Source organism: Pantoea folii, from assembly GCF_056678875.1.
The window spans coordinates 14,331-37,789 of record NZ_JBWXON010000019.1 but is presented as its reverse complement, the minus strand read 5'-3'; the positions used below and the strand labels follow the sequence as shown (position 1 = coordinate 37,789).

Annotated in this window: 22 protein-coding genes; 8 read left to right on the top strand and 14 right to left on the bottom strand. The window is 56.5% G+C overall.

Annotated features, from left to right (window positions below; genetic code table 11):
* The first annotated feature begins 74 nt into the window (after positions 1 to 74).
* Together AC1MDE_RS20045 and AC1MDE_RS20040 are read left to right on the top strand one after the other, a co-directional pair.
* Complete coding sequence (locus tag AC1MDE_RS20045; RefSeq protein WP_034819947.1) at positions 75 to 815, top strand: ABC transporter ATP-binding protein; 741 nt, start codon at positions 75 to 77, stop codon at positions 813 to 815.
* A 70-nt stretch (positions 816 to 885) separates the two neighbouring features.
* The gene (locus AC1MDE_RS20040) at positions 886 to 2,397 is read left to right on the top strand and encodes a serine hydrolase domain-containing protein (protein WP_480345043.1); all 1,512 of its coding nucleotides are present in this window, start codon (positions 886 to 888) and stop codon (positions 2,395 to 2,397) included.
* Between the two features lie 72 nt (positions 2,398 to 2,469).
* Here the strand turns inward: AC1MDE_RS20040 and AC1MDE_RS20035 are convergent, their stop codons facing one another.
* The 11 genes from AC1MDE_RS20035 to mntP all read right to left on the bottom strand — a co-directional run bounded on the left by AC1MDE_RS20035 (position 2,470) and on the right by mntP (position 13,883).
* Positions 2,470 to 3,306, bottom strand: coding sequence for a fumarylacetoacetate hydrolase family protein (locus AC1MDE_RS20035; protein ID WP_479399789.1), 837 nt, complete (start codon positions 3,304 to 3,306; stop codon positions 2,470 to 2,472).
* 173 nt (positions 3,307 to 3,479) lie between these two features.
* Positions 3,480 to 4,301, bottom strand: coding sequence for a M55 family metallopeptidase (locus tag AC1MDE_RS20030; RefSeq protein ID WP_160869263.1), 822 nt, complete (start codon positions 4,299 to 4,301; stop codon positions 3,480 to 3,482).
* Positions 4,302 to 4,509: 208 nt separating this feature from the next.
* Entirely contained in the window at positions 4,510 to 5,556 is a 1,047-nt protein-coding gene (locus AC1MDE_RS20025; protein WP_480345042.1) for a DmpA family aminopeptidase, read from the bottom strand.
* 2 nt (positions 5,557 to 5,558) lie between these two features.
* Positions 5,559 to 6,443, bottom strand: a complete 885-nt coding sequence (locus tag AC1MDE_RS20020) for an ABC transporter permease subunit (protein WP_034819962.1) — start codon at positions 6,441 to 6,443, stop codon at positions 5,559 to 5,561.
* Entirely contained in the window at positions 6,443 to 7,372 is a 930-nt protein-coding gene (locus AC1MDE_RS20015; protein ID WP_045814153.1) for an ABC transporter permease, read from the bottom strand. The genes AC1MDE_RS20020 and AC1MDE_RS20015 overlap by 1 nt, the downstream gene beginning before the upstream one ends.
* Positions 7,373 to 7,445: 73 nt before the next feature.
* Positions 7,446 to 8,987, bottom strand: coding sequence for a glutathione ABC transporter substrate-binding protein (locus AC1MDE_RS20010; protein ID WP_058960687.1), 1,542 nt, complete (start codon positions 8,985 to 8,987; stop codon positions 7,446 to 7,448).
* 21 nt (positions 8,988 to 9,008) lie between these two features.
* Positions 9,009 to 10,877, bottom strand: coding sequence for an ABC transporter ATP-binding protein (locus AC1MDE_RS20005; RefSeq protein WP_058960688.1), 1,869 nt, complete (start codon positions 10,875 to 10,877; stop codon positions 9,009 to 9,011).
* A 15-nt stretch (positions 10,878 to 10,892) separates the two neighbouring features.
* The gene (dgcA, locus tag AC1MDE_RS20000; RefSeq protein ID WP_058960689.1) at positions 10,893 to 11,858 is read right to left on the bottom strand and encodes an N-acetyl-D-Glu racemase DgcA; all 966 of its coding nucleotides are present in this window, start codon (positions 11,856 to 11,858) and stop codon (positions 10,893 to 10,895) included.
* 1 nt (position 11,859) lies between these two features.
* A complete protein-coding gene (gene dgcN, locus AC1MDE_RS19995) occupies positions 11,860 to 12,867 on the bottom strand; it encodes an N-acetyltransferase DgcN (protein WP_058960690.1) in 1,008 nt (335 codons plus the stop codon).
* A 247-nt stretch (positions 12,868 to 13,114) separates the two neighbouring features.
* Positions 13,115 to 13,192 (bottom strand): stress response protein AzuC, encoded by a 78-nt coding sequence (gene azuC / locus AC1MDE_RS19990; protein ID WP_153012298.1) that lies wholly within the window; start codon positions 13,190 to 13,192, stop codon positions 13,115 to 13,117.
* Between the two features lie 118 nt (positions 13,193 to 13,310).
* On the bottom strand, positions 13,311 to 13,883 hold the full coding sequence (gene mntP / locus AC1MDE_RS19985) for a manganese efflux pump MntP (RefSeq protein ID WP_058960691.1): 573 nt from the start codon (positions 13,881 to 13,883) through the stop codon (positions 13,311 to 13,313).
* A gap of 283 nt (positions 13,884 to 14,166) precedes the next feature.
* Here mntP and AC1MDE_RS19980 point away from each other — a divergent pair, with 283 nt between their 5' ends.
* Together AC1MDE_RS19980 and mqo are read left to right on the top strand one after the other, a co-directional pair.
* The gene (locus tag AC1MDE_RS19980) at positions 14,167 to 14,409 is read left to right on the top strand and encodes a DUF1158 domain-containing protein (protein WP_058960692.1); all 243 of its coding nucleotides are present in this window, start codon (positions 14,167 to 14,169) and stop codon (positions 14,407 to 14,409) included.
* Positions 14,410 to 14,940: 531 nt separating this feature from the next.
* The gene (gene mqo, locus AC1MDE_RS19975; RefSeq protein ID WP_058960693.1) at positions 14,941 to 16,551 is read left to right on the top strand and encodes a malate dehydrogenase (quinone); all 1,611 of its coding nucleotides are present in this window, start codon (positions 14,941 to 14,943) and stop codon (positions 16,549 to 16,551) included.
* 71 nt (positions 16,552 to 16,622) lie between these two features.
* Here the strand turns inward: mqo and AC1MDE_RS19970 are convergent, their stop codons facing one another.
* Positions 16,623 to 17,210 (bottom strand): LysE family translocator, encoded by a 588-nt coding sequence (locus tag AC1MDE_RS19970; RefSeq protein ID WP_058960694.1) that lies wholly within the window; start codon positions 17,208 to 17,210, stop codon positions 16,623 to 16,625.
* Positions 17,211 to 17,346: 136 nt separating this feature from the next.
* Between AC1MDE_RS19970 and AC1MDE_RS19965 the strand changes: the two genes are divergently transcribed.
* Entirely contained in the window at positions 17,347 to 18,837 is a 1,491-nt protein-coding gene (locus tag AC1MDE_RS19965) for an aminotransferase-like domain-containing protein (protein WP_058960695.1), read from the top strand.
* Here the strand turns inward: AC1MDE_RS19965 and AC1MDE_RS19960 are convergent.
* Positions 18,804 to 19,427 carry a glutathione S-transferase family protein gene (locus AC1MDE_RS19960; RefSeq protein ID WP_038644142.1) on the bottom strand — a complete coding sequence of 208 codons (624 nt, stop codon included), beginning with the start codon at positions 19,425 to 19,427 and terminating at the stop codon, positions 18,804 to 18,806. The genes AC1MDE_RS19965 and AC1MDE_RS19960 overlap by 34 nt on opposite strands.
* A 113-nt stretch (positions 19,428 to 19,540) precedes the next feature.
* Between AC1MDE_RS19960 and AC1MDE_RS19955 the strand changes: the two genes are divergently transcribed.
* The gene (locus AC1MDE_RS19955; RefSeq protein ID WP_058960696.1) at positions 19,541 to 20,389 is read left to right on the top strand and encodes a PhzF family phenazine biosynthesis protein; all 849 of its coding nucleotides are present in this window, start codon (positions 19,541 to 19,543) and stop codon (positions 20,387 to 20,389) included.
* A gap of 164 nt (positions 20,390 to 20,553) precedes the next feature.
* On the opposite strand, the gene AC1MDE_RS19950 is transcribed toward AC1MDE_RS19955, so the two are convergent.
* On the bottom strand, positions 20,554 to 21,312 hold the full coding sequence (locus tag AC1MDE_RS19950) for an SDR family NAD(P)-dependent oxidoreductase (RefSeq protein WP_058960697.1): 759 nt from the start codon (positions 21,310 to 21,312) through the stop codon (positions 20,554 to 20,556).
* A gap of 115 nt (positions 21,313 to 21,427) precedes the next feature.
* Between AC1MDE_RS19950 and AC1MDE_RS19945 the strand changes: the two genes are divergently transcribed.
* Both AC1MDE_RS19945 and yhjD read left to right on the top strand, forming a co-directional pair.
* The gene (locus AC1MDE_RS19945) at positions 21,428 to 22,327 is read left to right on the top strand and encodes a LysR family transcriptional regulator (protein ID WP_045814179.1); all 900 of its coding nucleotides are present in this window, start codon (positions 21,428 to 21,430) and stop codon (positions 22,325 to 22,327) included.
* A gap of 45 nt (positions 22,328 to 22,372) precedes the next feature.
* A complete protein-coding gene (gene yhjD / locus AC1MDE_RS19940; RefSeq protein WP_034819999.1) occupies positions 22,373 to 23,374 on the top strand; it encodes an inner membrane protein YhjD in 1,002 nt (333 codons plus the stop codon).
* Positions 23,375 to 23,459 lie beyond the last annotated feature (85 nt).

Here is a 23,459-nt window from a genome sequence, read left to right as displayed (position 1 = left end):
CAACGCGGTTGTCCAACTCTACGCCCGCTGGATGCGTACCGTTCAACGAACGCACAGAATTTACAGGCAGCTTCATGATTGAAATCGATAACCTGCGCATCGCCTTTGGTGCGCATCAGGTAGTGAAAGGCGTCAGCTTCGCGGTCGCCAACGGCGAAAGCTTTGGCATGGTCGGCGAAAGTGGTTCAGGCAAATCCACCATTCTGCGCGCCCTCGCCGGACTCAATGCTGAGTGGCAAGGCAGCATGAAATTTGGCGGCATGGAACTGGGCGCCAAACGCAGCCGCGCGTTCTATCGCCAGGTGCAGATGGTGTTTCAGGATCCGTTTGGTTCGCTGCATCCGCGTCAGACCATCGACCGCATCCTGCATGAGCCACTGCTGGTGCATCAACTGGATCGCGCGGAACAGCGCATCAGCCAGGCGCTGAGCGAAGTCGGCTTACCGGCCGCTGTGCGTTTCCGTTATCCGCATCAGCTTTCGGGCGGTCAGCGTCAGCGCGTGGCGATTGCCCGCGCGTTGATTGCCGAGCCGGAAGTGCTGCTACTGGATGAGCCCACTTCGGCGCTGGATGTGTCGGTGCAGGCGGAAATCCTGAATTTACTCAGCGATCTACGCACTGAGCGCAAACTCACCTACATTATGGTGACGCATAACCTCGCGGTGGTGACCCATCTGTGCCAGCGCATTGGGGTGATGCAGCACGGTGAGATGGTGGAGCAGCTGAGCGCGGAGGATTTACGCGCGCGGCGCATCCAGCATCCGCATACCGCTCAACTGTTTGATCTCAGCATGACGCTGGAGGAACCGGCATGACCGCGAACGGGCAACAGTCTGCTGATATCGCACCACTTTTCGATCTCAGCATGACGCTGGAGGTACCAGTATGACCGCGAACTGGCAACAGGCCGCCGAGGTGGCGCAGCAGATAACACAAGGCTGGCAGCAGCCCAGCGCACCGGGTGGTGCGATAGTCCTGTTTGATGCCCATCATATTCACTCGACACACTGTGCCGGTCTGGCCGATTTGGCGCAACAAACGCCGTTTAGCGCCGACAGCGTGGTGCGTTTTGCCTCGATTACCAAGCATCTGTTTGCCGCGCTGGTCACCGGGCCGGGCCGTCGCTATCTGCAACTCGACGATAAGCTGGTGCAGCATCTGCCGCAGCTTACAGGCGCCAACGGCCAGATCACTGTCGGCCAGGCGCTGGACATGAGCAGCGGCTTGCCCGACGTGCGTGAAACCCTGTCGCTGCTCGGCTTGTCGGTGTACAACGCCACCAGCGCTGCTGATCTGCTGGATTTTGTCGCACAGGAAGGCGATCTCAGCTATCCGCCCGGCAGCGAGATTTCATACACCAATACCGGCTACCGCCTGGTGGAAGAGGCGCTGAAAGCCAAAGGTGTGCTGTTCAACGATCTGCTGCAGCAATATATCTGCGAGCCGCTGGATATCAGTTTGGTCGCGCCGGAAACCTGGTTCGATATCGTGCCGGGACTGGTGCCGGGTTACTGGCAAAACGGCGCGCAGTGGCAGCTCTCCAGCGCTGGATTACACCTTTCCGCCTCGGGCAGTGTGACCGGTAGCGTCAATCATCTGACGCGCTGGCTGCAAAGTCTGCTGGCGGACAGCGGACCCGGCGCGGGCGTGCTGCAACGCCTGAGCGCGCCACGCCATCTCAATGACGGCCGTACCAGCGGCTACGGGCTGGGTATCACCAGTTCCACGCTGGGCAGCCAGACGCTGTTCGGTCACGGCGGTTCGCATGCGGGTTATAAAAGCTATTTCCTGCTGCATCCGGAGCTGAAGCTGGGCGTGGCGATTGTTGCCAACCGTGAAGATGTGGCGACCTCAGAAAGTGCACTGCGGGTGATGGCGGCGCTGCTGAATCGCACGCTGCCGGAAAAAGGGCACGACCTGACGGCGGGCTTATACGTGGCAGAAAACGCCGCCGACTGGCTGGAAATTCAGGGTGTGACCGCGACCTGGCTGGGTGCCGGTGAAACGCTGTGGCGCGCCGATCCTCATGGCGATGCAGTGTCGCTCTCCAGCACTTTCCCGATCAAGCTACGCCATGATGGTGAAGCGATTGTCGGTGAGATTGGTCATGCTCCACGCCGTTTTGTGCCGGTAGAGGCGGACAGCGCCAGCCTTGAGCATCTGCAAGGCCGCTGGTTTGCACATGCCTGGCGCAGCGAAATGGTGATTGAGGGCGATCGCCTGGTAATGGGCATCGGTCCGGCAGCGATTCATGCCAGTTTGCAATCGCTGGGCAGCGATCGCGTGCTCGCCACCGCGCAGGATGGCCCCTGGGAGAAACGTTTTGTGATCGCGCGTGAAGGTGACAAGGTGCGGCTGGTGCTCAATCGCAGCCGCGTAGTGAGATTTACGCGCTAAGCGGTCGTCGTCTGGTCAATTCAACACACATCTGTCAAAGCTGCCATTTTTATAAATGGCAGCCTTTTTTCTTTAAACCACTGTGTGGCGCAGACGACCAATCTTTTCGATCTCGACTTCAATCACATCGCCGGGAAACATAAACAGCGGTGGCGTGCGTTTTTTTCCAACGCCGCCCGGTGAACCGGTGATGATCACATCGCCTGCTGACAGCGGGCTAAATGCCGAAATGTATTCAATAATCTTCGCCACCGGATGCACCATGCTGGCGGTGGTGTCGTTCTGAACTTCACGCTGATTCAGCCAGGTTTTGATCGCCAACTGCTGCGGATCGGGGATCTCATCTGAGGTGGTCATCCACGGACCAAAACCGCCAGTCTGCTGCCAGTTTTTTCCGGCGGTAAACCAGGTGAACTGCATGTCACGTACGGTGGCATCCATAAAGCAGCTGTAACCGGCAACGTGTTGCAGCGCATCGGCCGCTTTAACCTGATAGGCCGGCTTACCGATGATGACGGCCAGTTCGCCTTCGTAATCAAATTCCTGGGTGGTGGCCGGTTTCAACAACGGCTGCTCATGCCCCGCCAGGGAATCCGCGAAACGCACAAACAGCGTCGGCGCTTCAATAGTCTCGGCAAACTCTTTACGCTTGTCCACGTAGTTCATGCCGACACAGAACACTTTTCCAGGATTTTCCACTACCGGAAGAAAGCGAATTGCGCTGAACGGGTGATCAGCCGGCAGTGAGCTAAAGGCTTCCAGGTCGCTGACTGCGCCGCGTTGTAACAAAGATTTCAGGTCCGGGCATGCCGCGCCGAGGCGTGAACCGACGTCAATCACGCCCTCTTCCCGCACGATTCCGTAACTTTTTCTTTCCTGGTCAATAAGATAAAAACTGCAGAGCTGCATGACTGCCTCGTTGTTATATATAAATTGCGCGCAGGTTACCAAAAGCCAGCAGGAAATGCGGTACGACCTGCCAATAATGTGCCTAAGCGTTGATACGTGATTGCTGATCTATTGATTGCCATCCACGGCAACCCTGCGAGCATCTGTAGGGTGCGCCTTCATGCGCACCAACATTACGACTGCGTACTCGCCAGATAGGAGAATGCACTTAGCAGGCTGATCAATGTGCCCATCTGCTCGGCGCGATAACCCACGGTCACCGCATCAATGCGCGTTACACCGGGAATCAGACTGAACAAATCCGCGAGCACCGGTTTGCTGGCTTGTAACTGCATCTCATAAGGTGCGGTCAAACGCGTGGTACTGACCTGGCGCGCACGCTGTACCGCCGCAGTAGCGGCGGCACGAATGGCGTTTTGTGCGGCTTGCGGGCTAATGGACTCCGCGCAGGTGTGGGAAATCGCGCGTTTCACACAGACGTAATCCACTGACGGATAGTGTTCGGTGATCCAGCCTTGCAGTTGATCGTCCCCGCTCACCAGCCAGAGCGGTGTGCCCTGTTCGGCGGCGGCGGCAGCGTAGATGTCGCTTTCGCCCATCACTTTGCCGTTGATATGGATGCGCCAAAAAGCACGGCCGTTAATGGTGTGCGCCAGCACTCCGGGTTCGCCCGCCGCGCTGTGATAGCCGATAAAGAACAGGCCATCGAAGGGCTGCTGCTCAATGCCTTCTACCATCGATAACCCACGCGGCTTGCCTTGCACCATGCGCGCACGCGGATCGATGTTTTCTGCGCGCAGGTTGGTCATTTGCGCATGGCTGTCGGCCACCACCACTTCGGTGGCTCCGCCGGCAAACGCGCCGTCGATAGCGGCGTTGACCTCCTGCTCCATCAGTCCACGTGCCAGCTGGTATTCCGCATGGCCGGGGGAGCACTGTTCCGGACGCATCACGCCCGCGATACCTTCAATGTCAGCAGAGATGAATATTTTCATAAGTCAGGCAAATTCCGTGCGGGTTGGAACACGGTCGCCATAAATGGCGACCCTACGGGGAACAGTGAGTCACAGGCCGCTTTCAGGCTGACCACAGGCGCTGCTGTAAGAGGCGCCAAAAATGGCGACATTACGGTTAACTTAACGTCAGAGGCGGCATTCAAGCTGAACACAGGCGCTGCTGAAAGAGGCGCCATAAATGGCGGCCCTACGGTTTGGCCAATTCATCCAGCACCTGCGTCAGTGACGGACGATGATGGCTGCGAAAACCGGTGACCGCTTCGGCGCTTAATAGCGCATCCAGCACCGCGTGTTCAGTGGCATCAGCGGCGGCGGCAAGCAGCGGTTCCAGTGCCGCATCTTCCGGCGGGTTTGGTTGCGTTTGCGTGGAGAAGGCCACGGCAATATCGCCTGAACCATGTCCCCAATAACTGCCTAAACGGCCTAATCCGGCACCGGCGCGTTTAGCGATACGCTTAAGCTGGCGCGCATCCAGCGGCGCATCGGTGGCCATGATAATGATGATGGAGCCGGCATCGCGCTGCGGTGCCAATTCTGGCAGCAGCGGCCCAATCATGTCACCCATGCGCACACCATCCAGCGTGAACGCATTCAGTGCCCCAAAGTTAGCCAGCACCAGCACGCCCAATGTGGCATTCAGTGACGGAATTAAGCGCGATGCGCTGCCAATCCCGCCTTTCAAACTGAAGCAGCTCATGCCACGTCCGGCACCGACGCTGCCACGGGCGAAATCGGCCTGCGCCGAATCGAGCGCATCCTGCGCCATGGCTTCGGTAACGGCCAGCGCCTGAATGTCATTCAGCCAGCCGTCGTTGCACTCCAGCGCTAGCGGATTGACGGTAGGCAAACTGCGACCCAACTCCGGGTTACGGCTGATGGCGTCACGCACCAGTGTGGTAAACAGCGTGCCGACTGCCAGCGTGTTGCTGAGCAAGATCGGCGTTTGCAGCACGCCCAACTCTTCGATTTGCACCAACCCGACGGGCTTGGCAAAGCCATTAAAGACCGCCGCGCCGCAGGGTAACGGCTTGAGAAACAGGTTATCGCCCGGCGGCACAATCGCCGTCACACCGGTTTGTCTCTCACCGTCTGCCAGCGTGTGATGACCTACGCGCACGCCGGGCACATCGCTGATGCGATTGGTGGCACCACAAGCACTTCGTGGTTGCCCGAGCTGGCGTTCAGTGCGCCAGCGTTGCAGCAGTAGATCGCGCTGCAGTTGTTGAAAATCCATGTTTAGCTCTTCAGTTTGGGATCGAGCGTATCGCGCAGCGCATCACCCAGCAGGTTAAACGCCAGCACAGTAATGAAAATTGCCAGGCCGGGGAACACGCTGACGTGCCATAAACCGCCCATCATCATGCTGCGGCTCATCGCCAGGATATTTCCCCACTCCGGCACATCCGGTTCCGGGCCCAGACCAATAAAGCTGAGGCCCGCTGCCGTTAGAATACTGGTGCCGATACGCATGGTGAAATAGACAATCACATTGGAGAGCGTGCCGGGCAGAATGTGGCGCAGCAGGATCACGCGATCGGGCGCACCGGCGCAGCGCACCGCTTCGACATACGCAGCCTGTTTGAGCGACAGCGTCGAGGCGCGCACGATGCGGGCAAAGACCGGCACGCTGAACACCGCCACGGCGATAATCACGTTATTCAGTCCCGGACCGAGAATCGCCACCACTGCAATCGCCAGCAGCATGCCGGGAAAGGCAAACAGCACGTCGGAACCGCGCATGATCAGCATGTCAATCCAGCGACCGTAATAGCCCGCCAGCAAGCCGAGCAGCACGCCTACCACCATGCCCAGCGTCACCGACAGTACGCCGACGTAAAGCGAGATGCGTGCACCGTAGATGATGCGGCTCAACAGGTCGCGTCCCAGATCATCAGTACCCATCCAGTGTGCCGCTGAAGGGGGTGATGATAAGGCCATCCAGTCCGGTGCCATCGGATCCCACGGTGCCAGCCAGGGCGCGAAGATCGCCACAATCACCAGCAGCAATACAAAACCGCCGGAGACCAGCGCCAGCGGATTGCGCACAAAGGCGTGCAGGAAATCGCGCCACGGCGAGCGGATGGTTTGTGGTGTTGCGGCAGAGAGAGATTCTGTACTCATCACGACTCCTGTCGCAGGCGAATGGCTGGATTGACCACGGCATATAGCAGATCCACCAGCAGGTTAATCACAATAAATTCAAACACGAACAGCATCACCAGCGCCTGAATCACCGGCTGATCTTGCGCTTTGATCGACTCGATCAACAGCCAGCCCAAACCGGGCCAGTTGAAGACGCTCTCCACCACGATCGATCCGCCGAGCAGAAAACCGAACTGCAAGCCGAGCATGGTGATCACGGGGATCAGGGCATTACGCATTACGTGCTTCCACGTCACCAGCCGATTGCGCAGCCCTTTGGCTTTGGCAGTGCGCACATAATCTTCCTGCGCCACTTCGAGGAAGGCGGAACGAGTGAAGCGCGCCATTACGGCTGCTACAGAAGAGCCGAGCGTAATAGCGGGCAGAATAATGTCGCTGGCCTTGTTGAACCCGCTCACCGAGAACAGGCCAAAGGGCATGGCAACGAACTGGATCAGCAACAGACCCAACCAAAAAGTGGGCATTGAGATGCCGCCGACGGCGACGCTCATCAATGTCCAGTCCTGCCATTTACCGCGCTTCAGTGCGGCCAGCACACCGAGAAACAGGCCGAGGATTACCGACCAGGCAAAGCCCGCCAGCGCCAGCCACAGGGTTGGCATAAAGCCTTGTTTGATCACTTGCAGCACCGGCTGTTGCGTGCGGTAAGTGACGCCGAGATCGCCACGTAGCAGCCCACCGATCCAGTTAACGTATTGTTGCGGCAGCGGATCGTTGAGTCCGAGATGCTGGCGCGCGGCTTCGACCGCTTCGATCGGGGCGTCTGGACCGGCGTAAATGCGCGCCGGATCGCCGGGTAGCAGCTTAATAAAACCGAACACCAGCAGCGAGACCACCAGCAGGACAGGGATCATCTCCAGCAGCCGACGAATGATGTATGCGAACATGCGCTTCCTTTAAATTGGGGACGCCCTCTCCCGTTTGCAGGAGAGGGTTAGGGTGAGGGATTAACGCCCTGCCTTACTTAAATGCCGCCTGGGTGTAGAGGAAGTTGCCATCTGCCAGCATCGATACGCCGGTCAGGTTGCTGCGCTTGCCCACCAGGTTATCTGGCGTGCCGAGGAAGGCGACGGGCGCATCTTTCCACAGTATTTTCTGGGCTTCCGCATAGGCTTCACCGCGCTTAGCCGGATCGGCGGTGGCTAACCCACCAGCAATGGCTTTATCCACATCCGGATTGCTGAAGTACGAAACGTTATACGAGGTCGGTACCCAGGATTCGGTGGCATACAGCGGGCGCAGCGCCCAGTCCGCATCACCGGTCGAAGTTGACCAGCCGCCGTAATAGAGGTCGAATTCGGCTGCTTTAGGATCCTTAACGCCCCACAGCTTGGCGTTACGGGTACCGGAATCCATTGGCGTCACCGTGGCGCGAATGCCCACCGTTGCCAGCTGGGCTTTCAGCACCTGCGCCGCACGCACGCTGGCGGTGGTGTTGGTGGTCCACAGTTTCAGATCCAGACCGTTCGGATAGCCGGCAGCTTTCAACAAGGCTTTGGCTTCATCCGGGGCGTAGTGATAATTCGGTTCGCTCTGTTTCTGGTAGAACTGCACCCCTTCCGGCATCGCGGATGAAGCGGGTTTCCCCATGCCAGCAAACGCCACTTTCAGCCACAGATTGCGGTCGATGGCGTAGTTGATCGCCTGACGCACGCGCACATCCGCCAATGGTTTGTGCTGGGTGTTGATCGCCATGTAGTAGAGATAAATACTCGGATCGCGTTGGATCGCTAATTTGCTGTCGCTCTGCACAGTCGCGATCAGATCCGACGGCAGCGGCCAGATCGCATCCACCTGTCCTGATTTCAATGCGGCAACGCGCGTGGCATCTTCCGGACTTGGCGAGAAGGTCACTTTATCCACCTTCGGCCAGCCTTTCTGCCAGTAGCCATCGTACTTCACCAGTGAAACGGCCTTGCCCGGTTGCCAGTCAACAAACTTGAACGGACCGGTGCCAACTGGATGCAGGCGCAGCTGCGCTTCCTCTGGGTATTGTTTGAGGATCGCCGGGCTCCACATCACTGCTGACGGGTGTGCCAGGGTGTTGATGAAAGCACCAAAGGATTGGTTAAGGTCAATTTTCACCTGATCCGGCGCCAGCACCGTGACGTTGGCAATCATCTTATACAGGCTGTTGCGCTTCAGGCCTTTGGTCTGATCGGCGAGGCGATCGAGGTTGGCCTTGACCGCTTCAGCATCAAACGGCGTGCCGTCCTGGAAAGTGACGCCTTTACGCAGCGTCAGGGTAAATTCGGTGGCGTTGTCGTTATTGGTATAACCGGTCGCCAGCCAGGGTTGCAGCTTCATCTGCGCATCGAACTGGAACAGGCGTTCAAAGATACCGCTCTGCACCGAATAGCTGACGTTATCCGAGGTATCGTGTGGATCGAGACCGGTGATATCGGCATACATCGAAATACGCAGATCCTGCGCCTGCGCGGCGGCAGCCAGCGCGAGGGTCAAGCCAAAAGCCAGTGACGAACGGCGAAAAAGGGTTTTCATGAAATCTCCTGGTATTGAGCGTTAGCGCGATGCAATGTCGTCAGCGACCCAGTGTTGCGGTGCAACCTGGCGATAACGGGGTTTGGTGACCGTTTCGCCCAACTTGCGCAGCGGCGAAGGAATTTCGCTATCTTCGAAAGTACGGGTCTGACGGTTCTGTGGATCGGCCACCGGCACCGAGGCCAGCAGACGTTGGGTATAGGGATGTTGCGGTTGGTTGAACACCGACTGACGCGGGCCAAGCTCGACAATCTGGCCGAGATACATCACCGCCACGCGGTTAGCGATACGCTCCACCACCGCCATGTCATGCGAGATGAAAATCCACGCGACACCAGTCTGCTTTTGCAGGTCCATCATCAGGTTCACCACCTGCGCCTGGATCGAGACATCCAGTGCCGAGACGGCCTCATCGGCGATGATGACTTTCGGTTTCAAGGCCATGGCGCGGGCAATCGCAATACGCTGGCGCTGGCCGCCGGAAAACTCATGGGGATAACGCGTGGCATGTTCGGGCAACAGACCAACGCTTTTCAGCAAGGCTTCAACCTGCGGCGTGGCTTCTTCCAGCGATTTCACCAGACCGTGCAGCAGCAGCGGCTCGGCAATGGTGAAGCCCACGGTCAGACGCGGGTTTAAAGAGGCGTAGGGATCCTGAAATACCATCTGGATTTCGCGGCGCAGCGGTTGAAACTCCGCCTCTTTCAGATTAGCGATTTCATTGCCCTGGAAATGAATGCTGTCAGACTGACTCTTGATCAGGCGCATCAGCGCGCGGCCGGTAGTGGATTTGCCGCAGCCGCTCTCACCCACAATCGCCAGGGTTTCACCCGGCCACAGGCTGAAGTCGATCTGCTCCACCGCATGCACTTGATGGGTCAGGGCTGAAAAGATGCCACTGCGAATCGGGTAATAGACTTTTAAACCGCGCACATCCAGCAATGGCGTTTCGTCATAACGGGCGGTGCGCTGTTCACCGCTATCGGCGGGCTGAGTGGCACCCAACAGTGGGAAGCGCTGCGGCCAGGATTGTTCACGCATGTCGCCCAGTTTCGGCACAGCAGCAAGCAGCGCTTTGGTATAAGGATGCTGTGGCGCGTTGAAGATGTCCGCGACCGTACCCTGTTCCACGACTTCGCCGCGCAGCATCACCACCACGCGGTCGGCAATTTCCGCCACCACGCCCATGTCATGGGTGATAAACAGCACTGCCATCTGCTTCTCGCGTTGCAGGTCGCGCAGGATGTGCAGAATGCGCGCCTGCACGGTGACGTCCAGCGCGGTAGTGGGTTCGTCGGCAATCAGCAGCTGTGGATCGCACGCCAGCGCCTGCGCAATCATCACGCGCTGGCGCATGCCGCCCGACAGCGAGTGCGGGTAGCTTTTCAGCACGCGATCGACATCGGCGATGCGCACCTGGCGCAGCAGTGCCCGCGCACGCGCATCCGCAGCGGCTTTGTCGCACATCTGATGGTCACGCAGTGCTTCCGTCAACTGATCGCCCACCCGCAGTACCGGGTTGAGCGAGGTCATCGGCTCCTGAAAAATCATCGCCATTTCGCGCCCGCGCAAGGTGCGGCGTTGGGTTTCATCCAGCGTTTCCAGCGTGTGGGCTTTACCCTGACGATCGCGGAACTGCATGCTGCCGCGATCGATACGGCCTGAAGCGGCCAGCAGGCCCATCACCGCCAGCGAAGTGACCGATTTGCCCGAGCCGCTTTCACCGACAACGGCGACGACTTCACCGGGATAAATGGCAAAGCTGATGCCTTTCAGTGCCTGATTTACGCCGCTGCGGCCGCGAAACGAGACGCTAAGATCCTGTATCGCGAGTACCGGCGCGGGACCGGCAACGCTGGCGGCGTTGGGGGTAAGTAAAGTGTCCGTCATCGTTGCCTCTTGCGGTTACAGCCAGATTCGGCCTTGAGCGTAGGAAAGGAAGGGTGAGCTATCGGCGGCCAGCCAGATGGGGCCATCGAGATCCACGTGTTCTGCAGCAATCGCCACCGGCAGCGCAGCTTCCATTGCGAGTGAGGAGCCCAGCATGCAGCCGACCATCAGACGCATATCCAGCTTTTGCGCTTCTTCGACCATCGCTAAGGCTTCGGTCAGGCCGCCGCACTTATCCAGCTTGATGTTGATCATCTCGTAGCGATTACGCAGCTCGGCGATGTCTTCACGCGTGTGGCAACTCTCATCGGCGCACACCGGGATCGGGTGGTTAAACCGTTGCAGATCCTGGTCTTGTCCGGCAGGCAGCGGCTGTTCAACCATGGCGATGTTGTACGCTTGCAGCGCGATAAGCAGGCTTTGCAGATCGACGCCCGACCAGGCTTCGTTGGCGTCAATGATCAAGGTGGCACGTGGCGCAGCCTTTCTGATGGCCGCCACCTTCTCTAAAATCTCTTCACGATTCAGTTTGATTTTCAGCAGGATGGCACCACGCGATACCGCGTCAGCGGCGGCAGCTGCCATGTTTTCGATGGAGTCGAGGCTTAACGTTTCGGCGGTGATCACCGATGGCGGTGCAGTGCGTTCGCACTGCTGCCACAGCGTCTGCTTCGCCAGTGCGGCATCAAGACGCCACAGCGCACAGTCCAGCGCATTACGCGCTGAACCGGCAGATAAACGGCTTTGCAGATCGATTCGGCTTAAGCCCGCTTCGACATCCTTACGCATCGCTTCCAGCTGCGCCTCGACGCTATCTGGTGTTTCATCGTAACGCGGTGTCGGCGTGCACTCGCCACGACCAATAAAGCCGTTCTGCTCCAGCGTGACGCGAATGACAGTGACGGCGGTACGCGTGCCACGCGAAATAGCGAAAGGACGCGCCAGAGGCAGCTCCAGCACTTCAATCTGCATGCGCCGCATCTTAGCCACGCTCCTGCAGCAGGGCGGCGATATCCGCGATACCAAAACGCACCGGATCGGTGGCCGGCACGCCGAATTCGGCGCTAACTTCCGCACAATAGGCGCGAGCTTCTTCTTCGCTGTAGTTGGAGGTGTTGATGGCAAAACCGGCCAGTTGCACATTATCGCTGGTGACATCGGCCGCGCGCAGGTTGGCCTCCACGCAATCTTTCAAACTCACCATCGGCTGATGCGGTAAATGACGCATGTGCGGACGGCCCATTTCGTGACACATCACCAGCCAGTGCGGCTGCGCACCGTGAATCAGGCCCATGCTGACGCCCGCATAAGAAGGATGGAACAGCGAGCCCTGACCTTCAACGATATCCCAGTGGTCAGCATCATTGGCGGGTGACAGGGCTTCTACAGCACCGGCGATGAAATCGGCAATCACCGCATCAATCGCGATGCCTTCACCAGCAACCAGAATGCCGGTTTGCCCGGTGGCGCGGAAATCCGCCTTCATACCGCGTTCACGCATTGCCGCTTCCAGCGCCAGCGAGGTGTACATCTTGCCAACTGAGCAGTCCGTACCGACAGTAAGTACACGCTTACCTGTACGCTTTTTACCGCTGCCAACATTCAGTTTTGGACGCATATGGCGCAGGTCAAACAGCTCAACGCCAAACTCCTGGGCTAACGCCACCAGCTCTGGCTCATCCACCAGGCGATGGTGCAAGCCGCTCGCCACGTTCATGCCTGCTTTGATCGCACCTTTAACGGTATCGAGCCAGTGCTCCGGCAGATAACCACCGGCATTGGCGGTGCCCAGTACCAGCGTTTTCGCGCCACGTTCTTTCGCCGTGACGATATCGAGCACGTCCAGACCTAAGCTAACGGTGCAGCCAGGCAGTTTAATTTCACCAACGCACTGCTCTGGGCGCCAGACGTGAATGCCGCGTGCGGTTTTAGCAGCCAGTGGGTCGGTGACATCGCCAAGGAACAATAAATAGGGTTGTGGGATCAGCATGATGTTTCTCGTTTCAGACGGGTTAGAGGGTCTGAATCGACTATTCCATGCGGGTTAAGAGGTGACGAATGCTTGTTTGGTAGCGGGGTATAACATCAGGCTATAGCCAGATCCAAAACTGATGGTTAGTGGCACTAAACCATTGATAGGAGGTAGATTCGAGGAATAAATAGATGGGAGAGATAAGAAAATCATTGATAACCACAGGTCGTTCCCTGACCGCGATTATCGAGGGTATTTGTCGTACTTAGTTCAGCGCACCGGGCGGTACATGCTTGAAGGTCTCAACATAGGTACGGAACACGTAACGGAAGAAGCGTTTCATTGGCTACCTGGCTCAAAATTTGTTGAAGAATTACGCGAAAAGTATAACTAACGCGCGTTTTTCACGCAAATAAATTTGAGCCAGATCACAAAAAAGAGGGTTAATGCTGATGCCCGAGTTAGCCGAAGAGGTTGAGATGTTGATTCAGAATGGTGCAGCCGATGCTGATCAGTACCAGTCCGCCTAGCACTTCAGCCCATTTACCCATCACCGGACCGATAAAGCGACCCACCATCACGCCAGTCGTGGCCATGATGGTGGTAGCGGCACCAATGGTCAGCGCGGTAAGCACAATATTCACCTGCAGGAATGCCAGGCCGACGCCCACCGCCAGCGCATCAAGACTGGTAGCCACCGCGGTCAATGCTAAGACCATAAAGCCATGACGCTGTGGTGCTTCGCAGGGTTCATCCGCCGTCTGACGGAAACCTTCCATCATCATGCGGCCGCCAAGAACGGTTAACAGGGCAAAGGCCACCCAATGATCCCATGCCATGATGTAGCGACTGGCCGCCAGGCCAATCGCCCAGCCAATCAGCGGCGTCAGCATTTCAATCACACCAAAGATCAGGCCGGTGCGCAGCGCTTCTTTGAAATTCGGGCGATGCAGCGACGCGCCTTTGCCCAGTGCTGCGGCGAAAGCGTCCATCGACATACCAAAGGCCAGAATCAGAGTTGCGATAAATGTCATGGGTTTTCAATCAATGCCGCGAAAAATGCCTTCAAGCGAGCGATTTTCCGCATCTATTGTTCAGTAATGAAAAAGTGCGCGCAGTCTAGCACGCAAAATCACCAAAAAAAAGACAGTAAAATCATGGATTTAAGTATAGCAAAGGCTATAACTCTTAACTTGCGCTATTTATGACGCTAAGTGGATGGAATAGAAGAATTTTCTTAGGGTGACCCGGCACAGGGATTGCACGCCAGCACGCTTTTATGCGCTAATGCCCGCGCTAATTGATAGGAAACCTGCGATGAAAAACCCGTTTGAAACGCTGATTATCCCTGGCGGAACCCTGCTGCTGGGCTTTCTCTCCGCGCTGCTGTTGCCCGCGCCGCAATTCGGCCTGGAATTATCCAGACGGATTCAGGAGATGCTGCATTTGCAGGACCTGAATCAGCTCTACACTATCGTGTTTTGCCTGTGGTTCCTGCTGCTGGGCGCGATTGAATTTTTTGTCATCCGCTTTGCATGGCGTCGCCTCGCTAAGCAGTGATCCCCACCGCCGCGTAATGCTTTTTTCCTCTGACCACTGTCTGACGCGGCGAAAATTTAATACTCACAGAAATGTAACATTAGTTTTACACGATCTGGGGAAATATCACGCAACATAAAAAACCGCATAAAAAATCAATCCACTACAAATTGATATTAATCATACACTTAAAGTGTGATGCCGCTCACTCTCCGAACATTACCCTGTGCATTCCTCTCACAATATCGCAACAACTGCATTACCATAACCCTCTGATTAAGGGATAAAAATCCCTTATGACAGCGGGGTCGAGCTGATTAATTCTTATGCTGAATCATTTCGGCCTTTAAAAAATAAACAAACGTTTAATTCCGATACGAGAATGTTATATTCAAATGCATATGCATAACGTGCAGTTAACCGTTATCGTCCCCTGACTTAAACCTGAGTCTTAACCTTTGAGAAATAGCGCGACGCGCTCGAAAGAAGCGTGGCTGTTTCGCCTGCGAACCTGTTGAACTTCAGGTCAACAGAGAGAGGAGATGTCGCCTCATGAGTACTACTGCGGTAAACCTGGCGCTCGCCGCCGCTGGTATGGATAGCGCAAACCTTCAGGAACGAAAGGATGTCGACGTACTGCTGATCGGCGCAGGCGTGATGAGTGCCACCCTTGGCGCATGGCTGCAGGATCTGGAGCCGGACTGGTCGATTGAGATGGTGGAACGCCTCGACGATGTCGCGGTGGAATCCTCCAATGGCTGGAATAATGCCGGGACCGGTCACGCTGCGTTGGCCGAGCTGAACTATACGCCGCAGAAGGCGGATGGCAGCATCGACATTGCAAAAGCGGTGGCGATCAACGAATCGTTCCAGATTTCTCGTCAGTTCTGGGCGTACCACGTTCAGAAAGGCAACCTGCGCAATCCAAAAAGCTTTATCCACAGTACGCCGCACATGAGCTTCGTCTGGGGCGACGATAACGTTGAGTTCCTGCGCAAACGTTTCCAGGCGCTGCAAAAAAGTACCCTGTTCCGTGGCATGAACTATTCAGAAGATCGCGACCAGATCACCCAGTGGATTCCGCTGGTGATGAATGGCCGTGACAGCAAACAGAAAGTGGCGGCCACCTGGACCGAAATGGGCACCGACGTCAACTTCGGTGAAGTGACGCGTCAACTGATTGCCTCTTTACAGAAGAAAGCCAATTTCCGCCTACGTCTGCGTCAGGAAGTGCGTGATATCAAGCGCTTGAGCGATGGCCGCTGGCAAGTGACGCTACACAATCTGGCCAGCGGTGAAAATCGCCTGCTGACCACGCGCCAGCTGTTTATCGGTGCGGGCGGTGCGGCGTTGCCACTGCTGCAAAAATCCGGCATCCCGGAAGTGAAAGGCTACGCCGGTTTCCCGGTGGGCGGTTCCTTCCTCGTGACCGAGAATCCAGAAGTGGTGCAGCAGCACATGGCGAAAGTGTACGGTAAAGCCAGCGTGGGCGCGCCGCCGATGTCAGTACCGCACGTGGATACGCGTGTGCTGGATGGTAAGCAGGTACTGCTGTTTGGCCCATTCGCCACCTTCTCGACCAAATTCCTGAAACAGGGCTCGCTGCTGGATATGTTCGGCGCGATGAACGGCAGCAACCTGTTGCCGATGATGCAGGTCGGCCTGAAGAGTTTTGACCTGGTGAAATATCTGGTCGATCAGGTGCTGCAAAGCGATGACGATCGAATGGAAGCGCTGCGTGCTTATGTGCCGCAGGCGAAACAGGAAGACTGGCGTTTAGTCACTGCTGGCCAGCGCGTGCAGATCATCAAGAACGATGAGAAAGAGGGCGGCGTACTGCGTTTAGGCACGGAAGTCGTGACCTCTGAAGATGGTTCGATTTCAGCCCTGCTCGGCGCTTCGCCGGGGGCATCTACTGCAGCGCCGATTATGCTGGAACTGATGGCGAAAGCCTTCCCTGAGCAGATGCGTTCACCAGAGTGGCAGACCAAAATCCGCGCGGTGATCCCAACCTGGGGCCGTAAGATGAACGGTGACGTAGCGCTGACCGAGAAGATTCTGGCGGAAACCAGCCGCGTACTGCAACTCGACTACGCACCGATCGTTACGCCAGACGCGGCGAACGACGAAGTCCGCGAGACGGCGCACGTGGTGGGGAAGTAACCAGGCAATCCTGATTGCCGTGAATAATGATAAGGCCGCGCAAGCGGCCTTTTTTATGGGTGCACTGCAATTCAGCTCAGCAGTACCGCGTCGTAAAGCATCCAGGCTGTGGTGGCCACCAGCGACAGTGCCATCAGACTGTTAAACGCCTGACGTTTCCACGCCACTTGCAGATGACTGCGCAGACGATCCCCCATCGCGGCCCAGATCAGGATGCAAGGTAAGTTCAATGCAGCAAATCCTAGCAATACTGTGATGACGCCGTTGCTGTTGGCGTACATCAGCGCCACGTTAGTCACCATCAGCCATGCTTTGGGATTCACCGCCTGAAAACAGATGCCGCCCACTAGCGTCATCGGGCGCGGACGCTCACGCGCTTCTGGCGCTGCGGCACGAAAGATTTTCCATGACAGCCAGAGTAAGTAACTGCATCCCACCACCGTGAGTGGTAAACGAATGGATGCCATCCAGTGCAGTAATACATCCAACGCCATGCTTGCCAACAGCATCTGTATCGCACAGCCCACCAGAATGCCAAACAGCATCGGCAAGGTGCGCCTGAAACCAAAATTGACGCCCGATGTGGCGAGCAGCAGGTTGTTCGGGCCGGGGGTGATCGACATCACCGTGACGTAGCTGAAGAATGAAGGGTCGAGCATGATGCGCTTCCTGATGGTCCAAAGTTAACATCATGCTAATGGGTACCGGGTGATGGAAACAGAGACACAAAACCACTATTGTAATGGATACAGTTAACGTTAATTTAGATTGTACCCATCGCACGCGGAGGCTTTTGTGTCCCTTCCCCTTTCATCCGGTCAAACGCTGTATCAGCAGCTGGCAGATAGCTTTGCCGAGTCGATTCATCAGGGCACGCTGAAACCGGGAAAACGGCTGCCCGCCATCCGCCGCGTGGCACAATCGCATCAGGTTAGCGTCAATACGGTGCTTAATGCCTGGCAAATCCTTGAAGATCGCGGCCTGATTGAAGCGCGTCCGCAATCGGGCTATTACGTGCGTGGCGTGATGCCAGCCGTGACGCGTCCGGTCAACCCGCTGCCCGCGAAAATCAACGACCCGAGCACGCAGAAGCTGGAACTGATTGAGCAGGTGTTTGCCGCGCAGAATAATGCCGATTACACCAATATCTCTTTGGCCTGTCCGCAGGATGGCACCTTTTATCCGGCAGCGCGCTTAGGCCGAATTACCTCGGGCATTTTACGGCACAATCCCGACATCGTCGGGCGCTATGCGCTCCCGCCGGGTAGTGAGCGCTTACGGGAGGAGATTGCACGTCGCAGTCTGCACACCGGTATCAATCTGACTGCGCAAGAGATCACCCTCACCCACGGCTGCATGGAAGCGTTACAGCTAGCGCTACGTGCGGTAACCAAGCCTGGCGACTGCATTGGGCTGGAATCCCCCACTTACTTCTTCCTGTTCCCCCTGCTGGCGTCACTGGGCCTGAAAGCGCTGGAAATCCCCACCGATCCTCAGCAAGGGTTGTCGCTGGATGCACTGGAGATGTTGTTACAGGAGAAGCGCATTCAGGCGCTGATTGCCATGCCTGGGGCGCAAAATCCTCTCGGCTATGTGATGCCACTGGAGAATAAGAAGCGGCTGGCGAAGTTATTGAATACTTACCACGTTCCAATGCTGGAAGATGGGCTGTATGACGAGTTGCAGTTTGACTGGCCACTCTCGCCGCCGGTGAAAGCCTTTGATAGCGAGGGCTGGGTGATTTACTGCACCAGCTTTACCAAAACCGTGGCGCCGGATTTCCGCGTGGGCTGGACCGCGGCCGGTCGTTTCCATCAGACCATCGCCCGTTTGAAAGCTGTCTCTTCGATGTCTGAATCGCGGTTGCTGTGTGAAACCCTCGCCGAATTCCTCGCCAGCGGCGGATACGATCATCATCTGCGCTCGCTGCGCCGCCGCTATGCCGCCAATCTCGATGCGGCGCGCGGCATCATGGCGCGCCATTTTCCGCAGGGGACACGCGCCACCCTGCCCAAAGGAGGTTTTGTGTTTTGGGTGGAGTTGCCAGGGAAAGTGGATACCGTGGAGATGTTCCATCGGTTATTACAGGAGCAGATTTGCGTGACGCCGGGCGCGCTCTACACGCTGAGCGATCGTTATAAACACGCGCTGCGCCTCTCCTGCTGTTACCCGTTTGATGAACGTTATACGTGGGCGCTGAAACGCACCGGCGCGCTAGCCTGCGAAATCACAGGCCTGGCACCGGGACAGGATCAGGGTTTGCCGTTGCGGCCCCAGGTGGTGTAGCCCTCACGCTCGGTCAGGCGCTCGTAATAGAGCTGTACGGCGGGAAATTCAGGGTGCTCCAGCGGGGTTTCAAACCAGCGATTGACTGCAAGCCCCACAGGAATGTCTGCCAGCGAGAAATTGCGTCCTGCGACGTAGCGCCCGGTTTTTTGCAGATGCTGGTCAAGAATATTCATGGTGTGCGTCCAGCCTTTAATCGCGGCGGCCAGCAAACGCGGATCCTGATGGGCGGGCGAGTTGCGCACCAGTGACATAAACGCATAGCGCCAGGAAGTATTGAGTTCGGTGGCTTGCCAGTCCATCCACTGATCCACCGGTGCACGCGCTCGTGGGTTTTCAGGATAGAGCCAGTCGCCGCCATTGCTGTTGGCGAGATAGCGCAGAATGGCGTTGGATTCCCACATCACGAAGTCATCTTCGATGATGACCGGCACCATGGCATTTGGGTTGAGCGCCATGAATTCCGCCGAGTGCAGCGATTGCGGGTCTTCACCCCAGGGTTCGAGCTCATACGCGAGATCCAGTTCTGAACACAACCACAGAACTTTGCGCACGTTGATTGAAGAAGTACGACCAAGAACTTTTAACATAGCGGACTCCGATTCCAGAATTCTTAACCTATTCATAGTCCTGTTGACTGACATAAGCAATCTGCAGGATGTAAATCAGGATGTCAGAGTGCCTCAACCAGCAAGGAGTGAAAATGAAAGTCGCGTTTAAGCAGATGGATGTGTTTACCTCATCAGCGTTTAAAGGTAATCCGCTGGCAGTGATCATGGATGCAGAGGGATTAAGTGACGCCCAACTGGCCGCTATCGCCCGCTGGACCAATTTGTCGGAAACCACCTTTGTCCTGCCACCACAGGATGCTGCGGCCGATTATCGGGTGCGCATTTTTACCACTGAAGGGGAATTGCCCTTTGCCGGTCATCCAACGCTGGGCACGGCTCACGCCTTGCTGGAAGCGGGCTGGCAAGTGAAAACGCCGGGTAAGATCGTGCAGGAGTGCGGCGTTGGACTGGTGGATGTGCGCATTAGCGAGGATGGCGCGCTGGCATTCGCCGCACCCGACGTCACGCTGACGCCATTTGATGACGCGTTAATGAGCAGCGCACTGAACAGCGAAGCCTATGATCCCCACCAGACGCCGACCATTGTCGATATGGGGATTCGCTGGCTGCTGATCCCGATGAACAGCGCGCAGGCGGTGTTGGATGTGCAGGCCAGCGCAGCGGATCTGCTACGTTTGCAAAAACATGCCGACGTCAATGGCACTGCGCTGTTTGGCCCGTTGCCAGAGGAGTGCGGCGAACAGTACGAGGTGCGTGCGCTGCTGGTTGAGAACGGCAGCCTGACCGAAGATCCGGTAACAGGCAGCGCCAACGCCTGTCTGGCACGTTACTTTGCGGCGCAGGGGAAAACCGAAGATTATCGCGCACGTCAGGGTAGCGCTATCCAGCGTGAAGGACGAATTCAGGTGAGTTTTAGTGGTGAGACCATCTGGATTGGTGGCCAGACAGTGACCGTGATTGACGGGACGATTGAGATCTAAAACACGCGCAATAAATTGCGGCGCTACGACCATCTGCATGGTTAAGTAGCGGCGCGATTGAGATCTCAAACACGCGGAATAAATTGCGGCGCTACGGCCGTCCAAAGGATGGCGTAGCGCCGCAATTTATCGTGCATGAATGCCGCGTCACTCTACGTGCATGATTACAGCGACTGTCCGCCTGAAGCTTCAATACGCTGCGCGGTGATCCAGCCGGTTTCTTCGCTCAGGATGGCGCTGATCGCGTCACCAATATCATCCGGTTGACCCACACGGCCCAGCGATGTCACCGAGGCAATGTGATCGTTGAGATCTTTGGTATCGCGCACGCGTCCACCGCCGAAGTCAGTTTCAATCGCACCCGGTGCCAGAATATTGACGCGAATACGACGCTCGCCCAGCTCTTTGGCCTGATAGCGTGTCAGCACTTCCATCGCCCCTTTCACCGAGGCGTAAGTGCCTGAACCTGGCAACGTCATGCGTGTTAATCCGCTGGAAATGTTCAGGATGCGGCCACCATCGATAATCAGCGGCAGCAGCTTCTGCGTCAGGAAGTAAGGCCCTTTGAAATGCACATTGATCAGCGCATCAAATTCCTCTTCGGTGGTTTCCGCAAACAACTTGTAGTGACCGTGACCGGCGTTGTTCACTAAATAATCAAATTTGTCGCGCTGCCAGGTTTTTTGCAGTGTCTCTTTCACCTGCGCCACGAAGCTGTCGAAGGTGCTGCTGTCGCCGACATCCAGCTGTAACGCCACCGCACGTGCGCCCAATGCTTCAATCTCTTTCACCACGGCCTGCGCTTCTTCCGCGTGACCACGATAGGTGAAAAGAATATCTACACCTTTAGCCGCCAGTTTCAGCGCACCATTCTTGCCCAAACCGCGGTTACCGCCGGTAATCAATGCAATTTTATGACTCATGTTTCGCTCCAGATGGAAAATTGAACACGGGATAAGGATATTCGCTATAAATTGATCTATAAACGCAGAGGAATACGCAGCACTGTTTCACTAACAACAACAATCGGTGAACAACATGGATAAAATTCACGCAATGCAGGTTTTTGTGCGGGTGGCAGAAATGGGCAGTTTTACCCGTGCGGCTGAAAGTCTTGGACTACCGAAAGGCAGCGTATCGCGCCAGTTACAGGCGCTGGAAAATCAAATGGGCACGCGTCTGCTGCATCGCACCACGCGGCGTGTTCATCTCACCCAGGATGGGCTGGTCTACTACGATCGTTGTCTTGATCTGTTGTCGATGCTCGACGATATGGACAGCCTGTTCCAGCACGATCCCGCCACCCTGAGCGGCAAGTTGCGCGTCGATATGTCGGTAGCCATGGCCACCGGATTTATCCTGCCGCGTTTGCCTGAGTTTCTGCAGCATTATCCCGGCATCGAAATTGAGCTTAGCAGCAGCGATCGCCAGGTGGATGTGATTCGTGAAGGTTTTGACTGCGTGATCCGCGTGGGCGAGCTGAAAGATTCGGGTCTGATTGCGCGAAAAATCGGATCACATGCCTTGATTAACTGCGCCAGTCCCGACTACCTTTCCCGCTTCGGCATGCCGGTGCGCCTCGAAGATCTTGCACAGCACGCGATGGTGCATTACACCCAGCAGCTGGGGCAGCCTTCTTTGGGGTTTGAATATTTTGATGGTAAGCAGTGCCACTATGTTCAGACCGGCGGCGTGGTGACGGTGAACAGCACCGAAACCTATCGTGCCGCCTGCATCGCGGGATTAGGCATAATTCAGGTGCCCGCGATTGGTGTGCAGCCACTGCTGGAATCAGGCCAGTTAGTGGAAGTGCTGCATCACTTCCCCGCCAAGCCGATGCCGATTTCGTTGCTTTACCCACATCGCCGCAACGTAGCACGTCGCGTGCGGGTGTTTATGGAGTGGCTGAGTCAGGTGTTGCAGGAGTATGTGACATAAAGGGCTATAATTTTAATTTCGCAGTGAACAGGATGATTATCGTCTATGACAGACAAACCTAACCAAGAACCCACGGCTGAAAAGAAGCCGCTGATAGATATCAAGACCGGTAACAAAACCGTGGATGGCTCAATCCAGAACGTGTCGCGCTTTGCGGCCTGGTTCCAGGCCATTCCGGCGGTGGCGCATTTTATGCGCGCGCTGGATCGGTTTAACGATCGCCTCGGCAGCCAGTTTGGCGCAGCGATCACTTACTTCTCCTTCCTCTCTCTGATACCGATTTTGATGGTCTCCTTTGCGGCAGTCGGTTTTGTGCTGGCGTCGAATCAGGATTTACTCACCGAGTTGATCAACAAAATCGTTAACAGCATCAGCGATCCTACGCTGGCCACTACGCTAAAGAACACCGTGAACACCGCGATTCAGCAGCGCGCGACGGTCGGGTTAACCGGTTTGCTGCTGGCGCTCTACTCTGGCATTAACTGGATGGGCAATTTGCGCGAGGCGGTGCGCGCGCAATCGCGTGATGTTTGGGAGCGTAAACCGGACGATCAAGAGAAGTTATGGAAGAAATATGCGCGTGATTTGGTGTCGTTGCTGGGTCTGATGCTGGCGCTGGTGATTACCCTGTCGCTGACCTCCATTGCCGGTGCCGCGCAGAATGCCATCGTCAACGCGTTGGGATTGGAGGATATCGAGTGGCTGCGCCCGGCAATGACCATCATTGCGCTGTCGATTTCCATCTTTGCCAACTATCTGTTGTTCCTGTGGATTTTCTGGATTCTGCCGCGCCATAAGCCGCGCAAAAAAGCACTATTTCGCGGCACGCTGCTGGCGGCGATTGGTTTTGAAGTGATTAAGTTTGTGATGACGCTGACGCTGCCAAAGCTGGCCACTTCGCCCTCTGGGGCAGCCTTTGGGTCGGTGCTGGGATTAATGGCGTTCTTTTACTTCTTTGCCCGTCTGACACTGTTCTGCGCCGCGTGGATAGCCACCGCGAAATACAAGGATGATAAAGAGATGCCGCAGCCGCATCAGGGCAATTAACATCGCAAAATTGTTACATTTGCCGCAACAGCTAAAAATGTTTCCTGCTGGCTATTATTCCAGCAAAAACCAGCAGGAAACGCTA

Coding starts and splice junctions, on each gene's coding strand:
- AC1MDE_RS19980 (WP_058960692.1), top strand. CDS start 14,167: ATGAAAAACCCGTTTGAAACGCTGATTATCCCTGGCGGAACCCTGCTG.
- AC1MDE_RS20030 (WP_160869263.1), bottom strand. CDS start 4,301: ATGAAAATATTCATCTCTGCTGACATTGAAGGTATCGCGGGCGTGATG.
- dgcA (WP_058960689.1), bottom strand. CDS start 11,858: ATGCGGCGCATGCAGATTGAAGTGCTGGAGCTGCCTCTGGCGCGTCCT.
- AC1MDE_RS20040 (WP_480345043.1), top strand. CDS start 886: ATGACCGCGAACTGGCAACAGGCCGCCGAGGTGGCGCAGCAGATAACA.
- mntP (WP_058960691.1), bottom strand. CDS start 13,883: ATGACATTTATCGCAACTCTGATTCTGGCCTTTGGTATGTCGATGGAC.
- yhjD (WP_034819999.1), top strand. CDS start 22,373: ATGACAGACAAACCTAACCAAGAACCCACGGCTGAAAAGAAGCCGCTG.
- dgcN (WP_058960690.1), bottom strand. CDS start 12,867: ATGCTGATCCCACAACCCTATTTATTGTTCCTTGGCGATGTCACCGAC.
- azuC (WP_153012298.1), bottom strand. CDS start 13,192: ATGAAACGCTTCTTCCGTTACGTGTTCCGTACCTATGTTGAGACCTTC.
- mqo (WP_058960693.1), top strand. CDS start 14,941: ATGAGTACTACTGCGGTAAACCTGGCGCTCGCCGCCGCTGGTATGGAT.
- AC1MDE_RS19960 (WP_038644142.1), bottom strand. CDS start 19,427: ATGTTAAAAGTTCTTGGTCGTACTTCTTCAATCAACGTGCGCAAAGTT.
- AC1MDE_RS20045 (WP_034819947.1), top strand. CDS start 75: ATGATTGAAATCGATAACCTGCGCATCGCCTTTGGTGCGCATCAGGTA.
- AC1MDE_RS20005 (WP_058960688.1), bottom strand. CDS start 10,877: ATGACGGACACTTTACTTACCCCCAACGCCGCCAGCGTTGCCGGTCCC.
- AC1MDE_RS20015 (WP_045814153.1), bottom strand. CDS start 7,372: ATGTTCGCATACATCATTCGTCGGCTGCTGGAGATGATCCCTGTCCTG.
- AC1MDE_RS19955 (WP_058960696.1), top strand. CDS start 19,541: ATGAAAGTCGCGTTTAAGCAGATGGATGTGTTTACCTCATCAGCGTTT.
- AC1MDE_RS20025 (WP_480345042.1), bottom strand. CDS start 5,556: ATGGATTTTCAACAACTGCAGCGCGATCTACTGCTGCAACGCTGGCGC.
- AC1MDE_RS19945 (WP_045814179.1), top strand. CDS start 21,428: ATGGATAAAATTCACGCAATGCAGGTTTTTGTGCGGGTGGCAGAAATG.
- AC1MDE_RS19970 (WP_058960694.1), bottom strand. CDS start 17,210: ATGCTCGACCCTTCATTCTTCAGCTACGTCACGGTGATGTCGATCACC.
- AC1MDE_RS19950 (WP_058960697.1), bottom strand. CDS start 21,312: ATGAGTCATAAAATTGCATTGATTACCGGCGGTAACCGCGGTTTGGGC.
- AC1MDE_RS20035 (WP_479399789.1), bottom strand. CDS start 3,306: ATGCAGCTCTGCAGTTTTTATCTTATTGACCAGGAAAGAAAAAGTTAC.
- AC1MDE_RS20010 (WP_058960687.1), bottom strand. CDS start 8,987: ATGAAAACCCTTTTTCGCCGTTCGTCACTGGCTTTTGGCTTGACCCTC.
- AC1MDE_RS20020 (WP_034819962.1), bottom strand. CDS start 6,443: ATGAGTACAGAATCTCTCTCTGCCGCAACACCACAAACCATCCGCTCG.